The sequence below is a fragment of the Lederbergia galactosidilytica genome (assembly GCF_017873565.1).
Taxonomy (GTDB): Bacteria; Bacillota; Bacilli; order Bacillales; family Bacillaceae_C; genus Lederbergia; species Lederbergia galactosidilytica.
Window position 1 is genome coordinate 78,298 of record NZ_JAGGKH010000014.1, and the last position, 16,822, is coordinate 95,119.

Genomic DNA, 16,822 nt, shown 5'->3' on the forward strand with positions numbered 1-16,822 from the left:
GTATAGTAGAAGATGACACAATGATTCTATGATCTTTTTTTTGTGAAATAGTTGAAAGAAGGGTTACCATTTGAAGGAAAGTAAGCTTCAGCAAATAAGCAATATTATTCTTACACTTTTGATCGCGTTCATCGGTGGGATTGTGTTCGACTTTTTACATATACCTGTACCATGGCTGTTGGGGCCAATGATATCTGGATTCCTTGCGACTAATCTTTTTCAGTGGCCTTTGATGTGGCCTAATTCAGTTCGGAATACAGGTATGATCATAGTAGGATATACGATTGGTGTATCAATGACAGCCACGGCTTTACATGAAATGGGACGACAAATTCCGTATATGTTGATCATGACGATTTTATTATTATTATTTTGTTCAGGGATTGCTTATCTCGTTTCAAAGGTTTCTGACAGTGATTATCAAACTGCGTTATTAGCGAGTATCCCAGGTGGACTTTCACAAGTATTAATTTTAGCTGAGGAAACGAAAGGGATTAACCTAGGCGTGGTGACCATTACACAGGTAATTCGCTTGATGATGATTATCATTACAACGCCTTTACTTGTAATGCTGCCACTTTTTCGTGAGCCAGCTGATGGACTGATTGCCAATGAAGCAGTTCTACCTCCAGAAGTAGTTGGGAGTTGGGGAGGATTATTCCCCAATATCTTTTTATTCGCGGTCATCTGCATTGTTTTTGCTTATTTAAGTATTAAGATTAAACTGCCAACAGCTTATTTAATTGGTCCCGCGATTGGCACGGCCCTCCTTCAAGCAACCGGCATAGTAGGTCCAATATTACCCCCAGCTCTGATCAATTTAGCGCAACTATTGATTGGGACATATGTTGGCCTGCTCTTGAAACCAAATGATATGCCGCATAAATTCAAAACCTTCTCGATTGCGATTGCGAGTGGTTTGTTGCTAGTAGTTGGCGGGGTCGGCTTGGGAGCATTGCTCACGCTTCTTCAGCCTATATCGAAAGCCACTGGTTTGTTAAGCTTGGCTCCTGGAGGAATGGATCAAATGGGCATCATCGCCCACGCCATTCATGCTGATTTATATATCGTATCAGGGTATCAACTTTTTCGTACCTTTTTTATTTTTTTCGCTGTTCCACCTTTCGTAAAATGGTTGTTTAAGAGAATGGAACAACGGAGAGAAAAAGGTTATCAAGAAAGATAAGAAACACTGGGTTGACATTTAAAGAAACATCCATTAATCTAATTGGTGTAAGTGATCACTTGCATTCGGTAAAGGTTGGATAAAATGACGGAACTTAGTACACAAGAAAAAATTATTAAAGCTGTGATTGAATTATTTCGCGACCATGGCTATAAAGGTGCGACCACAAGGGCCATTGCGGAAAAGGCGGGAGTAAATGAAGTTACGATTTTTCGCCATTTCGGCAATAAAAAAAGGCTGATGGAAGCAGCGATACAATCATTATCTTATCATTCGATGTTAAAGAAAATGATATCAGAAAAAATGGTATGGGATCTGGAACAAGATTTAACAAACATTGCGCAAGGATATTTACAAGAAATGGAAAAGATGCAGGATCTCATTTTAATCGGTCTAAGGGAAGCAGAAATGTTTCCTGAACTAAATGAATATATTGTGGAAATCCCAACAAATCTAAAGAAAAGTATGGTGGAGTATTTCACGGAAATGCATAAAAAGGGAAAACTGGTTCATACAGATATTGAGTTTCAAGCAATGAACTTTATTTGGTTAAACTTTGGATACTTTCTTTCTAAATCTCGTTTTGGAGATCAAGTTATCCCGGGAACGAATGTAGATTTTATTCAACACAGTGTTCGTCTTTTTGCTAGGGGATTGACCCCCTAGGCTTTTTTATAAAATAAATGCAAGTAAGTACTTGCTATATTAGGAGGAATGAAAATGAAGTCTATTCAATCGTTTTTTAAGCATAAGGAAACATATATTGGTATGGGAACAGCCTTGGCTTTTTTAGTCATTTTCTTTTGTATCTGGATGACAGCATACGATGGTGTAATGGAACGAACAGATAATTTACGAATGGGTCTTGTGAATGAAGATAAGCAATTAGGTACCACGATCCAAGAAGAAATCACAACGCAAATTCCGTTTGAGGTAAAAAATTACACATCCATAGAAAAAGCAAAAAAAGATTTAAACAGACATGAATTGGATATGGTAGTGCAGATACCTAGGAGTTTTTCAGAACAGTTAGAGGGTCAAGGCGAAGCTAACGTGATATATTTTATTAATCAAGCCAATGCGACAATGTCTAAGCAAATTATGGATGGGGCCGCACAGGCAATGACACAATCGATGAATGATTATGTAAATGGTTATAAACAGCAACAAATCGTAGCAGCATTACCTCAACAATTTGAAGCAGTCATACCATCTAAAGAACTTGCCCAGCAATTGTCTAAAAATATGACCGAAGTCTTTCAATCATTCAATGCTCAATCTGTTCAAGCTTCCATTGAAAAAACGAATAATGTGGATGGCTTTGCAGCCACAATGGTGCCGTTAATGATTGTTCTTGCTTCCTTTGTCGGTTCGATGATTATGAGTATGAATTTGAATATTGTTGCACTGAAATTGAAAAATGACGACAAGAAATGGGCATTATTTATAGCAAGACAAATCATCAATATGGGGGTAGCACTCATTCTGGCAGCATTGACACTAGTATTTTTAATCGTGTTTCAAATAGAGTGGACAACGAATATATGGACCGTAGCAATGTTTCAATTCTTTGTTTACTTTGCCTTTTTAAATCTAACACAAATGTTTGTTGTCATATTTGGTACTGGTGGCATGTTGTTCAATATCATTGGTCTTTCTCTACAATTGGTAACCTCAGGTGTGATTGTACCGAAAGTAATGTTATCCGACTTTTATCAAGCGGTTGGTTCCTATCTTCCTGCCACTTATGCCGTGAACGGGTACTATACCGTTATTTTTGGTGGGGAGCAATTATCTACTGATCTGATCGCTTTATTACTAGTATCGGCAGTGACCCTGTTCGTTGCATGGATGAGAATTAGCTTCCAAAAGACAACTACCCAGACATCTAAAATGACAGTATAAAAAACGTCAAATGTCGCTACTAAGACAACTTAGTAATTATTTCCGGTGAGGAGGGAACTGACTTAAATGCTTGAACGCGTCAGCTTAAAGATGTCCTATACTAGTGGCTAAGTCAATATGAAGTTCTCCCTGTGGGAAAATATTTGAGGCAGCTAGGTAGATGCTTTCCCACCGTTCCTTCAATCCTATTTTCATAGCATAATAGAAAATTTAAAAAACAAAATTGAAACTTAGTACAAGAAAGAACGTATAGATAGGAAAGCGTAAAATGGGAGGAATCAATGAAAATAGCACTTTGGATTACGGTTGGGTTTGTTGTGGTCGTCGCTCTAGTCGCAGGTGTAGGCATTTGGATTTTTCAAAAACAAATCGGGAAAGAAGATCCCGAATATATTATCCAATTTTTAAAAGAAAATGTGGATAAAGGAAACGTGGCGGCTACGATTCATTACAATCAAGAAAAATGGGTGCAGGTAAATGAAGATCAACTTTTGCCACTTGCAAGCGCTGTTAAGACAATTATCGCCATTGAATATGCTGAACAGGCAGCTGCAGGAAAAATAGATCCAAACCAAGAAATACCTTTGAATGATTTGGAGATATTTTATATTCCCAAAACGGACGGTGGGGCGCATCAAGCCTGGTTGAAAGATGTGAAAATAGATCAGCAAATGGAAACTGTTCCTTTAAAAGAAGTCACTAAAGGAATGATTGTGTATAGTTCGAATGCGAATACAGAATATCTGATCCATTTATTAGGTTTGGAAAATATCAATCAAACATTAGAAGATTTACAGCTTTCTTCCCATGAACCTATTTATCCGATTGTTAGTGCCTTGGCAATTCCTCAGCAAATTATTCAAGAAGAAGGATCGAAAAAGGCCGCTCTAGATAAATTAAAAAACATGGATATGAAAGAATACCGGGAGCTGACCATAGCCACACATAAAGAGTGGCTGCAACAACCATTAAATGCTCAGGAAAAAAAGCAATTGATTAAGGACTTAAATATGGACTTTCAAAAAGTTTGGTCAGATCGTTTACCGCGAGCGACAACAGCGGAGTATGTCTCCATTATGGAGAAACTCAACACGAAGAGTCATTTTAGTGAAAATGTCTATACCTATCTTGACCCTGTCATGGAAGGTTTAATGGAAAACCCCAATAACCAAGAATGGCTGGCACATGCCGGGCAAAAAGGTGGATCAACTGCATTTGTTTTAACAATGGCTATGTATGCCACAGATCAGGAGGGCAATCAAACTGAATTAGCTTTTTTTGCCAATGACTTGAGCACTATGGAGCAAATTAAATTATCGAAAAATATGAACGCCTTTCAGTTAAAATTCCTAACAGATGAAGATTTTCGTAAAAAAGTGAAAAAAGTATGGTCACAATAGTGAGGGGAGACTATTTTTTCTTTAAACATAGGAAAAAATAGTCTCTTTTTATTGTCGATATTTCCTCGAATCGTCTCCAATCTTGGTTTTGCAAGTGAGTCTTGATCCCAATTCTGAAAGATTTAAAGTGAAGCGATCGAGAATTCACAGAAAGTGATCCCGTAGCATTCATGATGAGCTGTTTGAGGGAGTCTCTTAATTTACGAATTTCTAGATAATAGCGAATTGCTCATGAGCCTATTTATTAAAATTTTCCCCTCCTGAAAAGATTAGGTGTCCTTTTCCCCGATTCTTCTCTATATGAAGGGTGAAAGGGGGCGAGAACATGGCACAGGAAATGTTACAGGCATCAAAAATGAAACTTGTGTTTGATTATGGGGTAGATGAAGATAATCAGCCGATTCACAAAACGAAAACATTTAATCGTATTCGTTTGAATGCATCAGCTGACCAGCTTTACCAAGCAGCTACCGCGATCGGGTCCTTGTCAACCCAGCCACTTTGGAATATTGAACGCAATGATACGTATCAAATCGGCGAATAATCTTAAAGTTTTTATCAGAAGGGAGGTGAGCATATGAAAGTATTAGAATTAAATTTTTCCTCAGAAGAAGGGAAGAATGTACGGATTACAGTCGACGAACCAGTTGAAGGGCTTGAGGCTGAACAAGTGAAAGAGGCGATGGCCGCGATTTTGGCGGCTGATATTTTCCTTGACACGGAAGGAAAGCCATTAAAAGAGGCAAAATCAGCGCGCATTGTCGACAAAACCATCACAACGATTGATATAGAGTAAGCGTAGAGACTCATTCCCGTTTATGGAATGAGTCTTCCTGCTTTATCGGAAATAAATCAAATGAAAGGAGAGGATTTTTGTGGAACAGTTCCTACCGTTTATCAGTGAAATCGGATTTCCGGCACTTGTAACCTTTTATTTACTATACCGGATTGAAGCGAAACTAGAGGCGGTCATTCAGTCTGTACAGGATTTGCCGAAGCAAATGATTAACATGAAAAATTGAATAATGTTAGACACTTAAATAACTTTTCAATATTTTTTATGAATTTGTTAAAAGGGGAATATTCAGTATTGACTTTTGATAAAAAAGCAGGTAAGGTGTACTTTAAATTAAAGATAACAGCAATGAGAAGGATCAAGGTAGCAGCTCTTATCATACAGAGACCAATCGGATAGCTGAGACGATGGGATAATCTGAAACCGACTCACCTTTTAGCTGATTTTCTGAACACGAATAGTAAGAAAATCCGTTTGACCTACGTTACAGGCATGAACGAAGACTTTTTTGTCTATTGATAAAAAGGTAAATTAGGGTGGTACCACGTTAGGAATAAAACTCCTGTCGTCCCTTGTATGGATATACAAGTGTGATGGCAGGTTTTTTTTCGTCTAGCTCCAGCCCCTCGAGGTCAAATAACCTTGAATCTGGGAAGGGAGAAATCGCCCTACCTAGGTTTAGGAACATTTGCATGTCGTGAGGCCAACAGAAAGTTGGTTAGAACGGCGTTGCGCCAGGACGGCGCGTCTTTAGCCGTTCATCCATATCCAAGGCGCTTAGACTTTTGCTATTTCAAAAAAAGGAGGAAGAAAGATGAGGAAAATTCAAATGTTTGATACCACTCTTAGAGATGGTGAACAATCACCCGGGGTTCATCTCACGACAGAAGAAAAGGTGGAGATTGCTTTACAGCTTGAAAAGCTTGGGGTCGATCGCATTGAGGCGGGATTTCCAATTTCATCGCCTAATGAAGTCAAAAACGTCCAAGCAATCGCAAAAGTTGTCAGAAATACAAGTATTGCGGCACTAGCGAGAGCCAATATAAAAGATATAGAAGCCGCAAGAGAAGCATTAAAAGGTGCTGCAACACCTTGTTTGCATATTGTTCTCGCGACTTCACCTATACACCGCAAATATAAACTAAATATGACAAAAGAGCAAGTCGTGGAAAAGGCGATCCAAGCAATCCACTTTGGGAAAAAGTACTTCTCAGAAATTGAATTTTCTTTAGAAGATGCCAGTCGGACAGAACTTGAGTTCATTTATCAAGTGGTAGATCAAGCTATACGAGCTGGTGCAACTGTCATTAATTTACCAGATACTGTTGGTTATGCTTCACCAGAAACTTTTGGAGATATGTTCCGGAAGGTGAGGGAGCATGTCCCACTTATAGATAAAGTTTTACTTAGTACGCATTGCCATAATGATTTAGGAATGGCGACAGCGAATACATTAGCAGCGATTAAAGCAGGTGTCGATCAAATTGAGGGAACGATCAATGGCATTGGAGAAAGAGCGGGAAATACATCTTTGGAAGAGGTAGCCTTGGCACTTGAAACAAGACAAGATATTTATCAGGCCACATCCAATATTGTCTTGAATGAGATTTATCCAACTAGTGAGCTTGTTCGTCATTATACGGGAATGGTTGTGCAACCGAATAAAGCCATTGTTGGGGACCATGCCTTTTCACATGAATCAGGGATTCATCAAGATGGAGTGTTGAAAAATGCTTCCACCTATGAAATTATTAAACCAGAAACAGTGGGTGTCCCATCTAGCACCATTGTGCTTGGCAAGCATTCTGGCCGGCATGCGCTCCAGCAAAAACTAGCTTATCTTGGTTACCAGTTGTCAAAGGAAGAATTGGCTCACGCTTTTGAGCACTTTAAAAAGTTGATTGACCAGAAAAAATATGTGATTGATGATGATCTTCATAAGCTTGTCAATCAAGACTTTATGAATGATAAAACCCATTATGAATTAACTGATTTGGTCATTTCCTATCCCGGTACCTTTACAGAAGTACAACTTGAATTGACAGATGAAAAGCATGAATCAAGGCAAACGACGATTCAAGGTAATGGTGTGATCGATGCTTTATACCAAGGGATTGAACAATTAATCGGGACAAAATTTCAGTTGAAAGATTATATCATTCGTTCAAAATCAGTCGGAAAAGATGCGGTAGGAGAAGTCCATGTCAAAGTGATAAAGGAAGGATTTACCTATACGGGCAGAGGAATGGATACTGATATTATCAAAGCAAGTGCAAAAGCCTATTTGATTGCAATTAATCAGTATTTTCAAAGGAGCGAACAGGCACAGACGAATCAAAAAGTTACGTTTACGAATTAGGAAATGATTAGAAGGAATGGGGATTCCCTTCATTCCTTCTATTAAATAGAAAAGATAAAGGTAATTGTGGAAGTCCATTTCATGGAGATACCGTACGGGTAGCATTGTCTACGTTAAATCGGCCCAATGATCCTGTTAACATTGTTGATGTGATGGGCGCCCCATTTATACCACTCTTTTTGGGGCGCTACCCAGTAATCAAACGAGGTATGGGCGAGTGCCGAATCCGAACGCATGAAAGGACACGGTTGAAAACCATAAGATTAGGAATGATTTCCAAAAATAGGTGGAAAATCAGTGGGAAAACTCCTGCTGATTTTTTGTTCATTTTTCCATGGCAGAGAGAAGATATTTAGGAATTCGGAAAAGTCTTTTGCTAAAAGCTAGAACCTATTTTCATCCCAATAAACGCTAGCAAAATCCCAACTGTATAAGTTATCCCAAGATAGAAAGCTAACAATTTCCACTTTTTCTCAGCTTGGAGCTGAATACTTTCCAATTTGAATGTAGAAAAGGTGGTGAAGGCCCCCATGAATCCTGTTCCGAAAAGGAGCTGTAGCGAATGTCCAAGATTGGCGCCTATCATCCATCCTAGTAAGAAGGAACCGATAAGATTGACAATAAGTGTGGCTATTGGGAAAAAGGATGGATATTTCCCTTTAAGCCAATTGCTGATTCCATACCGAGCTATCGCACCAAAGAATCCTCCGACTGCCACGAGAAAAATGGATAACATCATTTACGCCTCCTTCCTTTATTCGAACCGAAACGATAACCAAGCCAGGAAAAGAGCAGGCCGCCCCATAAGCTAAGTAGGATATAAAATAGCGTGATCCCCCATTTAGCGGCGATCATTAATTCGACCGTTTCCACACTAAAGGTAGAAAAGGTAGTGAAAGAACCAATTAACCCTGTCCCAAGCGCAGGGATCATAACTGGAGGAAGAAATTTCAGACGTGGTAAAAGTAAGGTAAACCAGCCCAATAGAAAACTTCCCACCATATTTATTAAAAAGGTTGCTAATGGAAAATCATAAAACCATAAATGTTGGAAGGAAAGTCCAATTAAATAACGTAAAGAGGCTCCAACCATGCCAGCTATTCCAACCGCTATATATTTCATTGTAATTCACCCTTAACTAGGTTGCTAAAATAAAGCAGACTCCACCAAGATTTTCGGCAGGAGTCATTAGCGTTCAGCAGTTTTGGTGAACTCCATTGCCTAAACGAAATGGATGATATATATTTTAGCAAACGCTTCTAGATTTTGCCAAACGAGTAGAGAATTCGCCTCTTAAGAGGAGATATATTTAAAAATTATAAGGCTCATATGGTAAAATATTGGCAGGAGGGATGGACTTGATTTACATCGGTGTCACAGGCTGGGGAGATCATGATAGCTTGTACCCAGCCCAAATGAAAGCAAAGGATAAATTAGCGGAATATAGTAGTCATTTTCCAGTTGTGGAGGTCGATGCTTCTTTTTATGCCGTTCAGCCAATTCGCAATGCGGAAAAATGGGTAAGGGAAACACCGGAGAACTTTCGCTTTGTTGTGAAGGCTTATCAAGGAATGACTGGGCATCAGCGCGGAGAAGAGAATCCCTTTGAGACAAAGGCGGAGATGTTTCAAGCTTTTAAGGAATCCTTACAACCTTATCAAGAGGCGAATAAATTAGCGATGGTGTTATTTCAATTTCCCCCTTGGTTTGATTGTCGCAAAGAAAATGTCGATTATTTACGATATTGTAAAAAAGTGATGGGTGACATCCCAGTCGCATTGGAATTCCGGAATCAATCATGGTTTATTCGTGCTTATCGCGAAAACACATTAAATTTTATGCAGCAAGAAGGTTGGATTCATGCAATTGCCGATGAACCACAAGCAGGCAACGGCTCGATCCCGATTGTGCCCATTGTAACTGATCCCCAGATGACGCTCGTGCGCATGCATGGTCGCAATCTGCATGGTTGGAATAAACCAAATGATGCCAATTGGCGGGAAGTTCGCTATTTATATAAATATAACCAAGAAGAGTTATTAGAATGGAAAAAACGTGTTTTACAGTTACAAACAGCTTCAAAGGAGATCATTGTCTTATTTAATAATAATTCAGGTGGCGATGCAGCAGGGAATGCTAAAGAATTTCAACAAATGCTAGATATTGATTATGAAGGTCTTGCTCCTAGACAGATGAATTTATTTTAAATAATGTGGCTTATGGTAATACCGATATAAATCACACTTTCTTAACTCAAAAAAAGAGTACATTAAGAAAAAGTGATAATCGGAACAGCTTAACGGAAAGTGCTAAAATAATAAGTGTTTCCGCTATAAATGAAATTAGGGAAACCCACTTTAAAAGGTTTCCCAATACTTGCTTATACAGACTAAATAGATTTAATCGCATTAATTTAAATGGTTTGGTTGTTTAATCTTTTAAGTTCTTCTTCAATTCTTACTGTATCTATTCGTTCAAATAACGGTTGTACCTCTGACAAACGCTTTGATTTAACCAAAAATGCTTCCCACTTTGTTTCCGTTGTATTTACCATTTTTCTAACCTTTGCACTTGAAAAAGGAAGGAAAGGATTTAGTATATGAGCTAAATTAGCAATAAGATAAACACAGTCTGCCAGAGTTTGTTTGCATGACTCTGTATCATCATTTATTTGTTTCCAAGGTTGCTGCTCATCAAAGTATTTATTAGAGAATCTTACTACATCAAATATCTTTTCTAATCCTAGTTTGAAAGAAGTGGATTCAATACAACTACCTACTTCACTGTATAAGCAGTTAATTGTATCCTGAATTTTTGAAGTAATCTCCTTTTCAGGGATAATACCATCAAATGCTTTTACTATAAATTTAAATGTGCGATTTACAAGGTTTCCGTATGCTCCTAATAATTCACTGTTATGACTATAGATGAATTCTTTCCAAGAGAAATCAGCATCTCGGTTCTCTGGTGCATTAATAATTAGGAAATAGCGTATGGAATCTGGATCATATCTTTCTAAAATATCTGGAACCCACACAGCCCAATTTTTACTTGTTGATAACTTTTTCTTTTCTAAAGTCAAATACTCGTTTGAAACAATGTGGGTTGGTAATGGTTCTTTTCCAAGGCCAGTAAGAATGCTAGGCCATATAATTGAATGAAAAGGTATGTTATCTTTCCCATGAATGTAATAAGATCGAGTGGAAGATCTCCAAAATGGTGAATCATCACGATTGGATTCCTTTGCCCATAGCTTGCTTGCAGTGTAATAACCTGATACCGCCTCAATCCAAACGTAGATTTTCTTATCCTCATATCCAAATACTGGAACACTTACACCAATAGGCAAATCCCTTGAAACTCCTCTATCTTGTAAACCCTCTTTTAAATAACGTTTGGTAAGAGATATTGCATTTTCACGCCAAAGATTGTTATTTTCAGCTTCTTGTGTATATTTTTCTAAAATAGATTGTAAAGAACTTAAAGAAAAGTAAAAGTGCTCTGTGACTCTTGTGGTTGGTGGATGGCCACATATTTTACATCTTCGATCAAGCAGTTCAAGTGGTTCTAAAACTGTTGAACAGTGATCGCATTGATCTCCACGTGCATTTGTACCACAATTTGGACAAATACCTTCTACATAACGGTCAGGCAAAAATTGCTGATCATGTTCGCAATATGTTTGTTCTATTTCCTTTTTATAAATATATCCCTTTTCCAGTAATTCTAAAAAAATCCCCTGAACAATTTTATGATGATGGATAGTGTCTGTTCTTGTATAGGTATCGTATGTGAAACCCAACCTCGAAAAACAGTCTACAAATTCCTGGTGATAGCGGTCAGCAATCTCTTTTGGAGCAACCTCTTCTTGTTTCGCTCTGATTGTAATTGGAGTTCCATTACAATCGCTTCCTGAAACATATAACACCTTTTCTCCTTTCATACGATAATATCTAGCGAGAATATCTCCAGGTAACAAACTTGCAATATGGCCTAAATGTAGTGAACCATTTGCGTAAGCCCAAGCCCCACCGATAAAAATACTCATATTATAAAGCCTCCCAACTTATTTAAAAAACAAAAAAACCTCGTCTTAACTAAATTAGTTAAGGACGAGGTTAGATTTTCCACGTGTTACCACCTTATTTTGCAAATGACTCACACCATTTGCCTCAACAAGTACGGAGTAAATAAAAATATCACTCTTATACTGTGACTTTGATAACGAGAGCCAAGACTCGTTGTATCCTACTAATACAAAAAGTATGTTCAGTACAAAGCTCTGAGACCATTGTTCAAATGAGTGTTTTTTGCTTCTTTTCAGCTACCGAAGCTCTCTGTGAAAAAACATTATCATTTTACTTTTTCTCTTCATAGCTTTTATTTGATAATTAATAATAGTTTATTCATTAACATTCGTAAAGTCAATATATAAGTTAATTGTTTGTATATAGTCTATGTTGAATAAATAATCGTATATAGTCATGATACCTTAGATATTTTTCCCTTTTTAATATTCCTATTTCTTTTCTGATCGTTTATCCAGTAATATTTCTTGGGTATCTATTGTGGGTGTAAGATCATTAATCGTTGGGTACACAAAAAGGGATTGGAAAAAAGAGAAAAAGGCAGTAAAATATCACAAAAGAGCTAATATTAAGCGGTCTTATTTATAGGCAACCTATTCAGACTCTGATTCGATCATTTTGATCATAATGAGAAAGGGAATATCATTTGCTGTAAATAAAGTGACAGCTTTAAAGCCTAAATGCCGATATACCTTCATCGCTCGTTCGTTAAACCCAGCGACAGTCAAGCGGAAGGCTTTGGGATTTTGTTGCCTTTGTAGATGTTGAAGGATGAAAGATAGAAATTCACGCCCAAAGCCTTGTCCCGTCCATTCGGGCTTTAAGCCAAGACCGATATCGACTACCTCATTCATATGTGGATAAGCGCCTGCCTCATGCCCTGAGTGAACTTGCGCGAAGCTCCCTGTGCAAAAAAAGCCAATCAATTCATCGTTTTCTAAAACACAGAAATAGTGAAGTAGTTCCTGTAGTTCCTCGTCATCTCCATCTAAATTATATAGCTCATATGGGGCTTCATACTTCCAGTGCATGATTTCCCGTGCATAGTTTTCATTCATATTTCTAATCTGCATAGCTTTTCCCCCTGTGAATTGACGGCGTTTTCTCCTGCTTTTATTATGAAATGCTTTTTTCAAATTGTCTAGATCAAAATGGTAAGTGGAGTAAAGAAACTAACAAAAAAGGAGGGGATCATCCCTCCACATACTCCATTTTCTTTTGGTCGATCGTCTGTTGCTCTTTCGTCAGTCGGAAGAAAGCGAACATGCCGATTACAGCAGTAATAAATAAGATTGTCCCCATTGGAATAGCCGTCTTTTCATTGATGCCGACAAGAGGGGAAACAATGGAGCCAAGGAGTAAAGGTAACATTCCTAATACCGCACTGGCACTACCGGCACGATGCCCTTGTTTTTCCATGGCTAATGTAAAGGTGCTTGTCGTGATCATGCCCATTGTGATCATGTAGATAAAAATACAGATGACAAGACTAGCGAGTGGCCCTTTGATCATTGTCATAATCAGTAATAGACCTGTTGCCGATACGGCGATGATAACAGCTGTACGGAGCAGTTTCCGTTCATGGATGATCCCTCCGAATCGCCCGATGATAAAACTCCCCGTAATAATCGCTAATCCATTGATCCCAAAGAGAATACTAAAAACTTGTGGGGAAACCCCGTATATTCCTTGATAAACAAAGGGTGTGCCAGATACATAGGCAAAACTTCCGCCATGGATAAATCCAACGGTTAGGGCATAGCCGATGAAGGATCGATCCTTAAATAAACTGGTGATCGTTTGCACTGATTCTTTCAGCGAACTCGGCAATCGTTTTTCAGGGGGCAAAGTTTCCTTTAAACGACTGGCAATAAGGAGAACGATACAAATTCCTAGGAAGCTGAGAAAATAAAATATTGTCTGCCAGTTTGCAAATGGTAAAAGTAAAATTGCTCCACCTGTCATTGGTGCAATCATTGGTGCCGCAGCATTAATAACCATTAAAAGGGCAAAAAATTTCGTTAATTCTCTCCCAGTAAATACATCGCGGACAACGGCACGTGAAAGAACAAGTCCAGCAGAAGCTGTTAAACCTTGCAATAAACGCGCAATGATTAAGATTGTAATATTAGGTGCTAGCGCGCATAGAAGGGAAGAAAGAATAAACATTGAAATTGAGATTAATAAAGGAGCCCTTCTCCCTTTAGCATCACTAATTGGTCCAATAAAAATTTGTCCAACCGCAAAGCCGATTAAACAGGTTGTTAAGCTAAGTTGGACAAGCGATGCACTTGCGCCAAGGTCATTGGCAATATCAGGGAAACTTGGTAAATACATATCAATATTAAGTGGACCTAAGATACCTAGACTACTAAGAAGTAAAACTAATCCAACTCGTTCTTTTCCTGTTGGGTTATGAAGCATCGTTATCACCTTTCTACTATGAACTGCAAATAGAGCCAGTATACAGTAGAAAGGGATGTCTGTCTAAGGGGATCACTTATTTTTTTCTAAGAAAATAAGAATTGCGTTGTGAAGTAGTTCTGTCGCTCCTTTTCCGATCTTCTCATAATAAGCCTGAAAGCGTTCGTCGGCTACATAGATTTCTGCAAGTCCTGCATGGGCTTCTTTTGAATAGCTGGACCAGGAATACATTAACCATTCTTTATGTTTCGCCGCCGCTTCTTGGGCTACGTCACTGTGTGGATCATTTAATACTAAAGCCTGTTTGATTAACTGGAATATTTCTTTCTCCAATGTTTGCATGTCGGCATATTCCTTTTCCGTCATCCCGCGTAATTTAGCATTGGATGCCTCAATGGTTTGCTCCCCATATTTTTGCCGAATCTCTACTCCGTATTGATCTTCATTTTCTTGGATCATTTTTTCTTTAAAAGCGTTAAATTTCTCTTCATTCGTCATTAGGTATTCTCCTCTCTCATGGGCGATTGTTTTTTCAAGCGTGTGGATCAATTTGTCTATATGACTCCTTTTGTTGACAAGCTGTGCGTAATGCTGTTGCAGCGCGTTAGTTTTATCAAACTGTGGATCATTCATAATCGAGACGATTGTAACTAAATCCACATCCAGTTCGCGGAAAAAACGAATTTGCTGTAAACGATCAATTTCCTCTTGTCCGTATATTCGATAGCCAGAATGATTGATTCTCGCTGGTCTTAGTAAATTGATTTCATCATAATAACGTAGTGTTCGTGTGCTGACACCAGCTAGTTTTGCTAATTTGCTAATGGTATATTCCATTCTGATCACCTCCTGATGATTTCATCATAAACATTGACGTAACGTCAATGTCAAGAATAAATTCCCTCATTTTTTTCTCGAGTTGAGGAATAATGAAAAGACTAGATGAAACAGGGAGGATTTTTCAATGCCAGAGTTGCCGGAGATGGAAAATTATAAATGCTTATTACAAGAAAAAATTCAAGGAAAGCAAATAACCGGGGTGGTGATTCAACGAGAAAAATCGCTAAATTTGCCAACAGAAGAGTTTGTCCAACGGGTAAACAGGCAAAAAGTGCTCGGAATTGACCGTCGAGCTAAATATTTAATTTTCCACTTGGATAAAGGTGATCATCTGCTGTTACATCTTATGCTTGGTGGCTGGTTATTTTATGGGAATACAGATGAGAAGCCGAAACGGACCGTCCAAGTGCAATTAAGTTTTGGTAATCAGCATCTTTATTTTATTGGATTACGATTAGGGTATTTGCATGAATTATCAACTCCGCAGCTAGAGGTTCAGTTACAACATCTTGGTCCAGAACCGCTTGAATCGAATTTTTCCTTGGATCGTTTTCTTCATTTGCTCCAAACAAAAAGGGGTGCTTTGAAAACAATGCTCTTAGATCAAGAGTTTATCGCCGGAATTGGCAATCGCTATTCAGATGAAATCCTCTGGCATGCAAGGTTGTTACCGGAGAAAAAGGCAACAGAACTAGAGCAAGAGCAGAAAGTTCGCTTATTCCAGTCGATCCAAACAGTTTTACGGCAGGCAATTCAATGGGGTGGCTATATGGATGAAGCTTTTTATCAAGGAGATGTTCAAACAGGTGGGGCAAAGAACAACATGAATGTACATGATCGTGAGGGAGAAGCTTGCCCACGTTGCGGTAATCCGATTGTAAAAGTGGAAATCTCTTCGCGAAACACTTTTTACTGTCACATTTGCCAAAAATAAGGGAGGTGGGAGAGGCTATGAAATTTGGTTGTCATCTTTCGATAAAACAGGGATACTTAGGGGCTGCTAAACAGGCGGTTGCTATAAATGCAGCAGCTTTTCAATATTTCCCTAAAAATCCGCGCAGTCTTGGGATTAAAGCTTTTAACCGAGAAGATGCCGCAATGTGTAACCAGTATTGCAGGCACAAAGGAATCATTTCTGTTATTCATTCCCCATACCCCGGCACTTTGATTCCACATGATAATAAAATGAGGGAGAAAGTAGTGGCTTCCTTATTGAATGATTTGGAGATAGCGGAAGCCTGTGGCTCGATTGGTGTTGTTGTCCATTTTGGTAAACCGATTGATCGGTCTGATCTTCTTATTAGTTATCAACTAGTGATTAAGATGCTTAATGCCATTCTTCAACAATGGGAAGGGGAAGCGAAACTATTAATCGAAAATAATGCGGGTGTACCAGGGAGTATGGGGACAACTTTGGAAGAACTCGTGCAAGTACGTTCTCTTAGTCAATACCCAGAAAAAATCGGTTTCTGCTTCGATACTTGTCATGCATTTGCTTCAGGCTTGTGGACAGGAGAGAATTGGGAGGATATATGGGAAAAAGGAGAGGCGATTGGCTATTTCGAAGAGCTGCAAGTGATTCATTTTAATAACTCCAAATATCCCACTGGTCTAGGAAAGGATCGGCATGCCTCAATTTTTGATGCTGGTTTTATTAAGGAAGAACAATTTGCTAAGATCGTCAACACCCCACAACTACAAAATATTCCCTTTATTTTGGAGACACCGAAGGAAGAGTGTCCACATGAACGAGAAATACAGCTACTTCAGGAAAAATGGGGAGATGGCGAATAAAGTGTTCATTTTCCTGAACATATATACTAA

General features: G+C 38.6%; 17 protein-coding genes, 1 riboswitch and 2 other annotated features. Of the genes, 11 read left to right on the forward strand and 6 right to left on the reverse strand.

What is annotated here, in order from left to right:
• The first annotated feature begins 70 nt into the window (after positions 1-70).
• The 8 genes from J2Z23_RS15010 to J2Z23_RS15045 all read left to right on the forward strand — a co-directional run bounded on the left by J2Z23_RS15010 (position 71) and on the right by J2Z23_RS15045 (position 7,646).
• Positions 71-1,186 (forward strand): AbrB family transcriptional regulator, encoded by a 1,116-nt coding sequence (locus tag J2Z23_RS15010; RefSeq protein WP_209974397.1) that lies wholly within the window; start codon positions 71-73, stop codon positions 1,184-1,186.
• Positions 1,187-1,270: 84 nt separating this feature from the next.
• The gene (locus tag J2Z23_RS15015; RefSeq protein ID WP_064468452.1) at positions 1,271-1,852 is read left to right on the forward strand and encodes a TetR/AcrR family transcriptional regulator; all 582 of its coding nucleotides are present in this window, start codon (positions 1,271-1,273) and stop codon (positions 1,850-1,852) included.
• 54 nt (positions 1,853-1,906) lie between these two features.
• The gene (locus J2Z23_RS15020) at positions 1,907-3,091 is read left to right on the forward strand and encodes a YhgE/Pip domain-containing protein (protein WP_209974399.1); all 1,185 of its coding nucleotides are present in this window, start codon (positions 1,907-1,909) and stop codon (positions 3,089-3,091) included.
• A 281-nt stretch (positions 3,092-3,372) separates the two neighbouring features.
• Positions 3,373-4,491 carry a serine hydrolase gene (locus tag J2Z23_RS15025; protein ID WP_209974401.1) on the forward strand — a complete coding sequence of 373 codons (1,119 nt, stop codon included), beginning with the start codon at positions 3,373-3,375 and terminating at the stop codon, positions 4,489-4,491.
• A gap of 325 nt (positions 4,492-4,816) precedes the next feature.
• On the forward strand, positions 4,817-5,035 hold the full coding sequence (locus tag J2Z23_RS15030; RefSeq protein ID WP_209974403.1) for a DUF1659 domain-containing protein: 219 nt from the start codon (positions 4,817-4,819) through the stop codon (positions 5,033-5,035).
• A gap of 33 nt (positions 5,036-5,068) precedes the next feature.
• On the forward strand, positions 5,069-5,287 hold the full coding sequence (locus tag J2Z23_RS15035; protein ID WP_057988064.1) for a DUF2922 domain-containing protein: 219 nt from the start codon (positions 5,069-5,071) through the stop codon (positions 5,285-5,287).
• A gap of 79 nt (positions 5,288-5,366) precedes the next feature.
• The gene (locus tag J2Z23_RS15040; RefSeq protein ID WP_057988065.1) at positions 5,367-5,513 is read left to right on the forward strand and encodes a YvrJ family protein; all 147 of its coding nucleotides are present in this window, start codon (positions 5,367-5,369) and stop codon (positions 5,511-5,513) included.
• Positions 5,514-5,626: 113 nt separating this feature from the next.
• Positions 5,627-5,863: a binding site (T-box leader), on the forward strand.
• Between the two features lie 238 nt (positions 5,864-6,101).
• Entirely contained in the window at positions 6,102-7,646 is a 1,545-nt protein-coding gene (locus tag J2Z23_RS15045; protein WP_057988068.1) for a 2-isopropylmalate synthase, read from the forward strand.
• Positions 7,647-8,022: 376 nt separating this feature from the next.
• Here J2Z23_RS15045 and crcB (J2Z23_RS15050) read toward each other — a convergent pair whose 3' ends face one another.
• Positions 8,023-8,382 carry a fluoride efflux transporter CrcB gene (crcB, locus tag J2Z23_RS15050; RefSeq protein WP_057988069.1) on the reverse strand — a complete coding sequence of 120 codons (360 nt, stop codon included), beginning with the start codon at positions 8,380-8,382 and terminating at the stop codon, positions 8,023-8,025.
• Entirely contained in the window at positions 8,382-8,768 is a 387-nt protein-coding gene (gene crcB, locus J2Z23_RS15055; RefSeq protein WP_057988071.1) for a fluoride efflux transporter CrcB, read from the reverse strand. Before crcB (J2Z23_RS15055) ends, crcB (J2Z23_RS15050) begins: the two co-directional genes overlap by 1 nt.
• Before the next feature lie 50 nt (positions 8,769-8,818).
• Positions 8,819-8,877, reverse strand: a riboswitch (Fluoride riboswitch).
• 121 nt (positions 8,878-8,998) lie between these two features.
• On the opposite strand from crcB (J2Z23_RS15055), the gene J2Z23_RS15060 reads away from it, so the two are divergent.
• A complete protein-coding gene (locus J2Z23_RS15060) occupies positions 8,999-9,853 on the forward strand; it encodes a DUF72 domain-containing protein (protein WP_205634426.1) in 855 nt (284 codons plus the stop codon).
• A gap of 206 nt (positions 9,854-10,059) precedes the next feature.
• Here J2Z23_RS15060 and metG read toward each other — a convergent pair whose 3' ends face one another.
• The 4 genes from metG to J2Z23_RS15080 form a co-directional block, all read right to left on the reverse strand.
• Positions 10,060-11,694 (reverse strand): methionine--tRNA ligase, encoded by a 1,635-nt coding sequence (gene metG, locus J2Z23_RS15065; RefSeq protein WP_209974404.1) that lies wholly within the window; start codon positions 11,692-11,694, stop codon positions 10,060-10,062.
• A 57-nt stretch (positions 11,695-11,751) separates the two neighbouring features.
• Positions 11,752-12,030, reverse strand: a binding site (T-box leader).
• Between the two features lie 297 nt (positions 12,031-12,327).
• Entirely contained in the window at positions 12,328-12,807 is a 480-nt protein-coding gene (locus tag J2Z23_RS15070; RefSeq protein ID WP_064468448.1) for a GNAT family N-acetyltransferase, read from the reverse strand.
• Positions 12,808-12,925: 118 nt separating this feature from the next.
• On the reverse strand, positions 12,926-14,158 hold the full coding sequence (locus J2Z23_RS15075; RefSeq protein ID WP_057988077.1) for a Bcr/CflA family efflux MFS transporter: 1,233 nt from the start codon (positions 14,156-14,158) through the stop codon (positions 12,926-12,928).
• Between the two features lie 72 nt (positions 14,159-14,230).
• Entirely contained in the window at positions 14,231-14,995 is a 765-nt protein-coding gene (locus J2Z23_RS15080; RefSeq protein WP_209974406.1) for a MerR family transcriptional regulator, read from the reverse strand.
• Positions 14,996-15,122: 127 nt separating this feature from the next.
• Here J2Z23_RS15080 and mutM point away from each other — a divergent pair, with 127 nt between their 5' ends.
• A complete protein-coding gene (mutM, locus tag J2Z23_RS15085) occupies positions 15,123-15,932 on the forward strand; it encodes a bifunctional DNA-formamidopyrimidine glycosylase/DNA-(apurinic or apyrimidinic site) lyase (RefSeq protein WP_209974408.1) in 810 nt (269 codons plus the stop codon).
• A gap of 17 nt (positions 15,933-15,949) precedes the next feature.
• Positions 15,950-16,792 carry a deoxyribonuclease IV gene (locus tag J2Z23_RS15090; RefSeq protein ID WP_057988082.1) on the forward strand — a complete coding sequence of 281 codons (843 nt, stop codon included), beginning with the start codon at positions 15,950-15,952 and terminating at the stop codon, positions 16,790-16,792.
• The last annotated feature ends 30 nt before the right edge of the window (positions 16,793-16,822 follow it).